The organism is Micromonospora tarensis, assembly GCF_016803395.1.
Taxonomy (GTDB): Bacteria; Actinomycetota; Actinomycetes; order Mycobacteriales; family Micromonosporaceae; genus Micromonospora; species Micromonospora tarensis.
This window is the reverse complement of the sequence record NZ_JAEVHL010000248.1, coordinates 1-9707: the sequence shown is the minus strand read 5'-3', so window position 1 is coordinate 9707 and position 9707 is coordinate 1. Positions and strand designations below refer to the sequence as shown.

Here is a 9707-nt window from a genome sequence, read left to right as displayed (position 1 = left end):
GGCCGGTCGGCGGCGTGGTCGGGGTGGTGCCGCCGCCGTTGGAGGCCGAAGAAGGTCGCGTCCCGGTACGTCGAGCAGATGGTGTCCAGGAAGAAGGCGGTCGCGGTGCCGCACTGCTCGGCGCCGGAACCGGGGTCCACCGGCGTACCGTGGCCCATGCCGGAGATTCGGTAGAGCCGCACGTCGTCGTTGCCGTACACCTCCAGGGTGGTGTTGCCGGGCAGCGACGAGGTGCTGGTCGGGGTCTGCGAGACGCCCCGCACGTTGGTCCACTGGTCGCGGGACTCGGTGCCGTTGAGTGGGGTGACAGTGGTGTCCGAGGTGCCGTGCCAGATGGCCACCCGGGGCCGCGGGCCGGTGTAGCCGGAGTACGCGCCCCGAACCAGGTCACCCCAGGCGGCGGGGGTCTTGTCCGCACCCGGGTTCATGCAGCTGAACGCGTTGACCATGCTGGTGGCGCAGCGGTACGGAATGCCCGCGATGATCGATCCCGCGGCGAAGACGTCCGGGTAGGTGGCCAGCATGACCGCGCTCATCGCCCCGCCCGCGGAGAGGCCGCTGACGAAGACCCGGGAGCCGTTCACCGCGAAGTTCGCCTTGGCGTGGTCGACCATCTGTTTGATCGACAGCGCCTCGCCCTGGCCCCGCGTGGTGTCCCCGGACTCGAAGAAGTTGAAGCAGGAGTTGGCGTTGTTGCCGGCCGGCTGCTGGGCGACGATCAGGGCGAACTTCCACTGGTCGGCGTACTTCTGCCAGCCGGAGTTGGCGAAGTAGCCGGCGGCGTTCTGGGTGCAGCCGTGCAGCAGCACGACAGCCGGCGAGTTGGCCGGCAGGCCGTCCGGCCGGTACGCGTACATGGCGAGGTTGCCCGGGTTGGAGCCGAACCCGGTGACCTGGGTGAGGGTGGCGGCCTGGGCGGGCGCGGCGACGGCGACCGCGCCCGCTGCGGCGAGGACGAGCCCGGCGACCGCGCCGAGCAGTCGGGTGAGGGTGGACGAGGAGCGGCGCACGGCGGCCTCCTGGAGGGCGGACTGTGAACTGGGTCACGGTCGAGTTGCCGAGACGTTACGACGGTGTGTCGCCGCCATGACATGGGGCGCACTCACACATTCACGCCAACCGCTGTGTACGCCGGCCCGTCGACGCGGCGCACGCTACCCGTCTCGTACCTCGTCGGTCCGCTCCTCGCAGGTCTGACCGGCCTGTCCAGGTCCGGTTGGTAACGTCCGCTGCGTGCCGTCCTCCCCGTCGCTGGCCACCGGGCCCGCACCCGCGTCACCTCCGCGCGTCGTCCGGGACCGCCGGGCCGACCTGATCGTCGTGCTGGTGGCGCTCGCACTGGCCGTCTGGGTGACCAGTGGGCTGTGGCGGGACCCGAACACCCGCACCATCACCGTCAACTCCAGCGACCAGGCGCTCTTCGAGTGGCTGCTGGCCTTCGGCGGGCACGCGGTCACCCACGGCGACAACCCGCTCTTCACCTACCTGATCAACGTTCCGGACGGCGTGAACCTCGCGGTCAACACCTCGATCACGGTGTACGCGGTGGTCTTCGCCCCGCTCACGTACCTGATCGGGCCGCCGGCGACGTTCCTGGTCATCCTCACCCTGAACCTGCTCGCCACCGCGCTGGCCTGGTACTGGCTGCTCTCCCGGCACCTGCTCCGCAGCCGGCTGGCCGCCGGGGTCGGCGCCCTGTTCATCGCCTACTCCCCCGGCATGGTGTCGCACGCCAACGCGCACCTGAACTGGACCGCCGGTTGGCTGGTGCCGCTGCTGATCTGGCGGCTGTTCGCGCTACGCCGACCGGGGCACTGGCTGCGCGACGGGGTGATCCTCGGCGTGCTGGTCGCGGTCTCCTTCTCGATCGCCGCCGAGGGGCTGTTCTTCGCCGCCCTGGCGCTCGGCGTCTTCGTCGTCGTCTGGGCGGCGCACCCGGCCAACCGGGCCGAGGCACGTGCCGCGTTGCCCACCTTCCTGCGCGGGCTCGGGGTGACCGCCGTGGTCGCCAGCGCGCTGCTGGCGTACCCGTTGTGGCTGCACTTCGCCGGGCCGCAACGGTTCCACGGCACCGGCTTCGACCCGGTGATCCATTCCGAGGACATCGCGGCGTTCGCCGCGTTCCCGCGCCGCTCGCTGGCCGGCGAGGCGGGGCTGGGCACCTCGCTGGCACCGAACCCGACCGAGGAGAACTCGTTCTTCGGCATCCCCCTGCTGGTGCTCACCGTGATCTGCTTCGTCGCGCTCTGGCGGCAGGCCGACGCGGGCCGCCGGGCCACCCTCTGGGCGCTGGGCGCCCTCGCGCTGATCTTCACGGCGCTCTCCTTCGGGCCGGTCGCCAAGGTCGACGGGCGACGCACCGACCTGCCCATGCCGTTCGACCTGGTGGGGCAGCTGCCGGTGGTGAACGCCGCGCTGCCGGCCCGGCTGGCCCTGGTGGTCGCGCCGGTGATCGGGCTGGTGCTGGCGTACACCATCGATCAGCTGCGCGCCGCGCCACCCCGGTACCGCCCCACCGAACTGGCGTGGGTGCTCGGTTTCGCGGCGGCTCTGGTGCCGCTGCTCCCCACCCCGCTGCTGACCGACGAGCGGGAGCCGATCCCCCGGTTCATCACCTCGGGCACGTGGCGGGACTACGTCTCACCCGACGGGGTGCTCACCCCGGTGCCGCTGACTGTGGACATCTACCCGGACGGTCAACGCTGGCAGGCGTACGCGTTGTCGCACCGGCAGGGCGAGTTCGACATTCCCGGCGGCTTCTTCCTCGGCCCCGGTGGGCCGGACGGGCGTGGCCGGATCGGCCCGGTGCCGCGCACCCTGAGCGCGTTGCTGGACCAGGCCGGCCGTACCGGGTTGGTGCCGATCATCACCGACGGGACGATCCGTGAGGTCCGGTCGGACCTGCGGCACTGGCGGATCGAGACGGTGGTGCTCGCCGACCAGGTGCACGGCGCGAAGTTCGAGGTCGACGAGGAGGCGCTGCGGCGTACCGGCACCGCCCTGTTCGGCGAGCCGCAGCGGGTCGACGACGTGTGGCTCTGGCGCATCCCACCGGCCGACCGGTGAACCGCCGGTCGGGCCACCCTGATCGGACCCCCGTCGCGTCTAATGAAGCGATGCGAGGAGAGAACGGCAGGCGATTGCGACGTGCCACCGTGGTCGCTGTCGCGCTGGCCCTCGTGGCGCTCAGCGCGCCCGCCGCCACGGCCGCCAACGGCAGCACGGGCGGCGGCAGCAGCGCGGCGGACAGCAGCGCGGCTGGCGCGGTGCCCGCCCGGGTGCACGATCCGTGGCTGTGGCAGGCCACCGTCGGGCAACGCCCGGCCGGTCCGGCGGCGCTGGTGTTCTTCACCGAACGCACCCGCTACCTCGAGTCGACCGGAGTGCTGGTCGCCCGGGACGGCGCATACCGGTTGATCCCGATCCGCATCGCCGAGGGGCACGGGCTGCTCTCCCCCGACGGGCGGCACTACCTGCGGCCACAGTCCGGCGAGTTGCTGGACCTCACCACCGGGCGGCAGAGCCGCCCGATGAACCCCGGGCTGGACCTGTTCGCGTGGTCGCCGGATGGGCGGCGGGTGCTCGGCAGCCGCGGCAACGACGACGAGGTGATCAGCTTCGGGCCGGACAACCAGCAGCTCAACGACCCGGAGAAACCCGACGACCTGCTCATCGTCGATCCGTTCCGGGGCACCGAGCAGGTGGTCGAGGCCGGCACCTTCGCCGCCCACCACGCGGCGGCCTGGTCGCCCGCCGGTGACCTGCTGGCGGTGGCTGGTCCGCCGGACGGAAACGCGCTGGTGCCGGTGTTGCTCGCCGTCGCCCTGATCGTCCGCCGCATTCGTCGCCGCCGGGGTTCGGCGACGCTCCCGGCCGCCGGCCCGACACCGCACGCCTGAGGCCGGGCGCCACGGGCGTGACCAGCCCTGGTGAGGCGGCTCACCAGGGATGATCACCGCCGACGGGACTACGCTGAACGACGTGACAACGACGACCCCCGGCCTGACGGCCGTCCGTGCCGGCCTGCTCGACTACCAGGCCGCCTGGGACGAGCAGCGGCGGCTGCACGAGTCGGTGGTGGCCGGCGAGCGCGGCGACACCGTGCTGCTGCTGGAGCACCCGAGCGTCTACACCGCGGGCAAGCGCACCGAGCCGTGGGACCGGCCCGTCGACGGCACCCCGGTCGTCGACGTGGACCGCGGCGGCAAGATCACCTGGCACGGGCCGGGGCAGCTCGTCGGCTACCCGATCCTGCGGTTGCCCGACCCGGTGGACGTGGTCGCCTACGTGCGCCGCACCGAAGACCTGCTCATCGACGTGTGCGCCGAGTTCGGGCTGACCGCCGGCCGGGTCGAGGGGCGCAGCGGTGTCTGGGTGCCCGAGGACGACCGGGGGCCGGCCCGCAAGGTGGCCGCCATCGGCATCCGGGTCGCCCGGGGCGTCACCCTGCACGGCTTCTCGATCAACTGCGACTGCGACCTCACCTACTTCGACCGGATCGTGCCGTGCGGCATCCGGGACGCGGGCGTCACCTCGCTCACCGCCGAGCTGGGTCGCCCGATCAGCGTCGCGGACGTGCTGCCGGTGGTCGAGCGCCGACTCGGCACCCTGGTCCAGGTCTGAGCGCACGCGGCCGGGGGCGCAGCACCCCCGGCCCGCGCCTCCTCACGGGGTGAGCCGGTGCAGGTCGCGCGGGAACGCGGTGACCTCCCGGATGTTGGCCGCGCCGACCAGCCGGGCCACGAACCGTTCCAGGCCGATGGCGAAGCCACCGTGCGGTGGCATGCCGTGCCGGAACGCGTCCAGGTAACCGGCGTACGGCTCGGTCGACTCGCCCCGGGCCGCCAACGTCGCCAGGTAGTCGGCGTGCCGGTGCAGCCGCTGCCCGCCGGTGACCAGCTCCAGACCACGGAAGAGCAGGTCAAACCCGTTCGAGTACGCGGGCCGCGCCGGGTCCGGGTGGGTGTAGAACGGTCGTTTCGCCATCGGGTAGCCGGTGACGAAGAGGAAGTCCGAGCCGTGTTCGCGGCGGGCCCACTCGCCCAGCGCCCGTTCGTGGGCAGGGGCGAGGTCCGGCTCGTCGGCGGGCGCGTCGGCGATCCGCAGCGCCTCGGTGAAGTGCACGGCCGGGATCTCCGCCGGCACCTGCGGTGGCGTGACGCCGAGCGTGGCCAGTGCGCCGGCGGCCCGCTCGCCCACCGCGCCGAGCATCCCGGCCACTGTGTCGCGCAGCACCCGCATCACGTCCCGGTGGCCGGCGATGAAACCCAGCTCCGCGTCGAGCGACGTGTACTGGGCGAGGTGCCGGACGGTGTCGTGCGGCTCGGCCCGGAAGACCGGCCCCACCTCGTAGACGCGTTCGAAGACGCCGACCATCAGCTGCTTGTAGAACTGCGGCGACTGGGCCAGGTACGCGGGCCGGCCGAACCAGTCCAGCGCGAACACGTTCGCCCCGCTCTCGGTGCTGGAGCTGACCACCTTCGGGGTGTGCACCTCCACGAAGTCCTGGGCGTCGAGTGCGGCCCGGAACCCGGTCACCGCGGCCGCCGAGATCCGCAGCGCGGCCGACCGGGTGGGGTGCCGCAGGGCGGTGGGCGCGTGGTCCAGCTGGGTGGGCAGGCTCGCGGTGAGCGCCGGCCGGTACAGGTCGAACGGGGGCGGCACGGCGGGCGGCCCGAGTGGACGTACCGTCGGGTCGGTCAGCTCGACCCCGGTGGGCGCGGTGTCGTTCGCGGTGGCCGTCGCGGTGACCTCGACGACCGTCTCCTCGGTGAGTTTCTCCAGCTCGGCGCGGACGGCCGGGTCGGTGACGACCACCTGGGCCAGGCCGGTGGCGTCCCGCACGATCAGGAAGGCCACCGACTTGAGCAGTCGGCGTCGGTGCACCCAGCCGGCGATCCGCACGGTCGAGCCGACCTGGGTGGCCAGGTGCTGGGACAGGGTTCGTTGCATGGCGGACTCCTCGGTCGATCGCCACGCCGTCGCCGCCCGGGGGTGGCGAAGCGTCGCGTCAGCCCCAGGGAGGTGTGGGCGAGCGGGAACCTCGCGGTGCCACCACACCTTCGCCCCCACCGAAGTGGGGACCTCGTTCGTCGCCTGATGACCGGGGCCAACCGGGCGGGCTCTACTGGGCGCGGGTGCCCCCGCGGCCGTTCTTCCCGCAGCTCGGGAGGGTCTTCGCAGCCCGGCGCCAGACCGCCTCTCAGCACCGGCGGCTCTCTGCACTGGCGGGTCGGGGCGCTACTCGGCTCCGTCGTCGCTGTTGGCGGTGACGGTAGCACCGCACCCCCGGCGCGTGTGACGCCATTTTTCGGTGGGCCGGTGTCCGGCGTCACAAGGTTTGCGGCGTGACGCCGGTCGCCCGACGCACATAGACGCCCGCCGTCCGGCGTAGGCTCATTTTCGTGACGATCGAGCACTCCGCGCCGACGACCGGCCAGGCAGCGCGCACCGCAACGGCGGCCCCCGAGGGGCGGCGTCTGCTGCGGATCGAGGCGCGCAACGCCGAGACGCCGATCGAGCGCAAACCGCCATGGATCAAGGTCAAGGCCAAGATGGGCCCGGAGTACACCCAGCTGCGCGGGCTGGTCACGCGCGAGGGGCTGCACACCGTCTGCCAGGAGGCCGGCTGCCCCAACATCTACGAGTGTTGGGAAGACCGCGAGGCCACCTTCCTGATCGGTGGTGACCAGTGCACCCGCCGCTGCGACTTCTGCCAGATCGACACCGGCAAGCCGGCCGAGTTCGACGCCGACGAGCCACGTCGCGTCGCCGAGTCGGTGGTCTCGATGGGGCTGCGCTACGCCACCATCACCGGCGTCGCCCGTGACGACCTGCCCGACGGCGGCGCCTGGCTGTACGCCGAGACCGTCCGACAGATCCACGCCCTCCAGCCCGGCTGCGGCGTCGAGCTGCTGATCCCGGACTTCAACGCCGTCCCCGAGCAGCTCGCCGAGGTCTTCGGCGCCCGTCCCGAGGTGCTGGCCCACAACGTGGAGACCGTGCCGCGCATCTTCAAGCGGATCCGGCCGGCGTTCCGCTACGACCGCTCGCTGGACGTGATCCGGCAGGCCCGCGCCGACGGCCTGGTCACCAAGAGCAACCTGATCCTGGGCATGGGCGAGGAGCGGGCCGAGGTCTCGCAGGCGCTGCGCGACCTGCACGAGGCCGGCTGCGAGCTGATCACCATCACCCAGTACCTACGCCCCTCGCCCCGGCACCACCCGGTGACCCGCTGGGTCAAGCCCGAGGAGTTCGTCGAGCTGCGCGAGGAGGCCGAGGAAATCGGTTTCGCCGGGGTGATGAGCGGGCCGCTGGTGCGCTCGTCGTACCGGGCCGGTCGGCTGTACCAGCAGGCCATCGACGCCCGCGCCGCCGCCTCGGTGGTCACCGCCGGCTGACTCTCCCGGCAGCGCCGCACGGCGGTTCGGCGTCCGGGTGTCATGATCGTGCGATGACCGTCGGCGCACGCCAGCAGCCGCGCGGCGCGGACTCTCCGCGCCCGCGACCCGGCGCACGCTTCGGCCTGATCGGTTGGCTCACCGGGCTGGCCGTCCTCGCCGGGGTGGGTTACCGACTCTGGCTGTTGGGGCACGCCACGCCGCCGACGAACAGCGACGAGGCCACCATGGGGTTGGCCGCGCTGCACATCGCCCGGGGTGAGGGCTTCCCGGTCTGGTTCTACGGCCAGCAGTACATGGGCACGCTTGAGGCGTACCTGGCCGCGCCGGTCTTCACCCTGACCGGTGGGCCGTCGCTGCTCGGCCTGCGGCTGCCCACGCTCGCGCTGTACGCGGTGTTCCTGCTGCTCACCTGGCGGCTGACCCGGCGGCTGACCGGGGACCGGTGGTTCGGGCTGCTGGTGGTGGCGCTGCTCGCCCTGGGCTCCGACCGGGTGGTCAAGAACCAGCTCATCGCGGGCGGCGGCTACCCGGAGATGAACGCGGCCGGGGTGGCGCTGTGCGTGCTCGCCGTGGACCTGGCCACCGGCCGGTCGAGGTGGCGGCTGGCGCGCTGGACGGCGTGGGGGTTGCTGGCCGGCCTGATGCTCTGGGTCGACCCGCTCGTGCTGCCGTACGTGGTGGCGACCGGCGCGGTGCTCGTCGGGTTCTGCCGTCGCGAGCTGTCCGGGGCGGCCGGGGTGCTGCTCGGGGCGGGGGCCGTGCTGGGGGCGGCTCCGCTGCTGCTGCACAGCCTGCTCAACGGGCCGAACCCGCTGACCGCCGTCCTCGCCGCCGGCGGCGCGAACGCCACCGCCGACTGGCCGCTCGGCTGCACGGCGGCCTGCTCCTCGGCCCCAGCCTGGGCATGGGCTTCTGCGCTCCCGGGCGGTGCGCCACCTGGCAGCTGTGGTGGTCGCTGGCCCTGCCGCTGCTGCTGGCCACCGCCGCCATCCTCGCCTGGCGGGTGCTGCACTCCTCGGCCCGCGCTGATCCGGGCAGCGCTGCTGGCTCGGTTCGCCCTGCCGCCGGCGCTGCGCGCTCGGCCGCTGACGCTGCCGGCGGTGCTGACGCTGCCGAAGTGTCGCCTCGGGTGGCGGCGGCGGTCCGGCTGGCGCTCGTGCTGGCCGCGATCGGCACCCTGGGGGCGTACACGGTGAGCAGTTCCGCCGGGCTCACCCCGGTGGAGAGTTCCCGTTACCTGTCCTGCCTGCTCATCTCGCTACCGGCGCTGCTCTGGCCGGTGTGGACGGTGGCCCGCGACGGTCTGGGTCCGTCGGTGACCGGCCGGCGGAGCCCCGGGGCACGGCTGGCCCGGCCGGTCGCCTGGGCGTTGCTCGCCGCCACGCTGGGCACCGCCGCCCACGCCACCTGGCGGGCGGCGGAGACCGCCCCGGCGACCCGGGCCGCCGAGGCCCGGCACGCCGAGTTGGTGAGCACCCTGCGTCAGCTCGGCGTACGGCACGTGCGCGCCGGCTACTGGACCTGCAACCGGCTCACCTTCGCCAGCGCGGAGCAGGTGGTCTGCGCGGTCGTCGACGACGCGCTGCGGCCCGGTTTCGACCGCTACCCCGCGTACCGCCGGGAGGTGGACCGCGCGCCGGCAGCCGCCTGGGTCGCACCGACCGGCTCGCCGCTGGCCGCCGTGCTCGACGAGCGTCAACGCAGCGCCGCGGCGGGCCGCCTCGACCTGGTCGTGATCGACGGCTGGCGGATCTACCTGCCGCGCTGATCCCGGCCCCGACGGGCGTCAGCGGCCGCCTCAGCGCCGTGCGGCGAGCGCCTACGCGGCCCGGTGCGGCGTCAGCGCGGCCGGCGGGCTCGGCGAGCAGGCCGAGGCGGTGGGCCAGGGCGGCGGCCTCCACCCGGTTGGTCACGCTCAACTTCGCGATGATCCGGGAAACGTGCACGCTTGCCGTCTTCGGGGAGATGAAGAGCTGCTCGGCGATCCGGCTGTTGCTGTGCCCCTCGGCGACCAACCGCAGCACCTCCCGCTCCCGCGCGGTCAGCAGGTCGGCGCCGGCCCCGCCGCCGTCCGTGCTGCGCAGACCGACCCGTCGCGCCAGGGTGGCCGCCGCCTCCACCAACGGTGTCGCACCCAGCCGCCGGCCGATCTCGGTGGCCTCGCTGACCGCCGCGGAGGTCTCGTCGCGCTCCCCGGCGGCGGCGGTCGCCTCGGCCAGGGCCAGCAACGCCCGACCCAACGGGTACGGCTGACCGTCGGCCCGCCACGCCGCGACCGTCGCACGCCAGGCGGGCAGCGACCGG

Annotated in this window: 6 protein-coding genes and 2 pseudogenes; 5 read left to right on the top strand and 3 right to left on the bottom strand. The window is 73.4% G+C overall.

All coding sequences use genetic code 11. The features are described from left to right. Positions 1-1010, bottom strand: a 1010-nt coding sequence (locus JM949_RS29935) for an extracellular catalytic domain type 1 short-chain-length polyhydroxyalkanoate depolymerase (RefSeq protein ID WP_407664848.1), incomplete at its 3' end; no start/stop codon positions are given. Between the two features lie 223 nt (positions 1011-1233). On the opposite strand from JM949_RS29935, the gene JM949_RS29930 reads away from it, so the two are divergent. The 3 genes from JM949_RS29930 to lipB all read left to right on the top strand — a co-directional run bounded on the left by JM949_RS29930 (position 1234) and on the right by lipB (position 4623). Further along, a complete protein-coding gene (locus JM949_RS29930; RefSeq protein ID WP_203151490.1) occupies positions 1234-3066 on the top strand; it encodes a DUF2079 domain-containing protein in 1833 nt (610 codons plus the stop codon). Between the two features lie 89 nt (positions 3067-3155). Continuing rightward, positions 3156-3899 carry a hypothetical protein gene (locus tag JM949_RS29925; RefSeq protein WP_203151489.1) on the top strand — a complete coding sequence of 248 codons (744 nt, stop codon included), beginning with the start codon at positions 3156-3158 and terminating at the stop codon, positions 3897-3899. 82 nt (positions 3900-3981) lie between these two features. Beyond that, positions 3982-4623: a lipoyl(octanoyl) transferase LipB gene (gene lipB, locus JM949_RS29920; RefSeq protein ID WP_203151488.1), complete on the top strand. Its 642-nt coding sequence runs from the start codon at positions 3982-3984 to the stop codon at positions 4621-4623. A 42-nt stretch (positions 4624-4665) separates the two neighbouring features. Here lipB and aspS read toward each other — a convergent pair whose 3' ends face one another. Beyond that, positions 4666-5952: an aspartate--tRNA(Asn) ligase gene (aspS, locus tag JM949_RS29915; protein WP_203151487.1), complete on the bottom strand. Its 1287-nt coding sequence runs from the start codon at positions 5950-5952 to the stop codon at positions 4666-4668. A 452-nt stretch (positions 5953-6404) separates the two neighbouring features. Between aspS and lipA the strand changes: the two genes are divergently transcribed. Together lipA and JM949_RS29905 are read left to right on the top strand one after the other, a co-directional pair. Further along, complete coding sequence (gene lipA, locus JM949_RS29910; RefSeq protein ID WP_203151486.1) at positions 6405-7400, top strand: lipoyl synthase; 996 nt, start codon at positions 6405-6407, stop codon at positions 7398-7400. A 53-nt stretch (positions 7401-7453) separates the two neighbouring features. After that, positions 7454-9171 (top strand): annotated as a pseudogene (locus tag JM949_RS29905) (hypothetical protein). A gap of 172 nt (positions 9172-9343) precedes the next feature. Here JM949_RS29905 and JM949_RS37990 read toward each other — a convergent pair. Beyond that, positions 9344-9427: pseudogene (locus JM949_RS37990) on the bottom strand (LuxR C-terminal-related transcriptional regulator); the annotation flags it as partial. Positions 9428-9707: the final 280 nt, after the last annotated feature.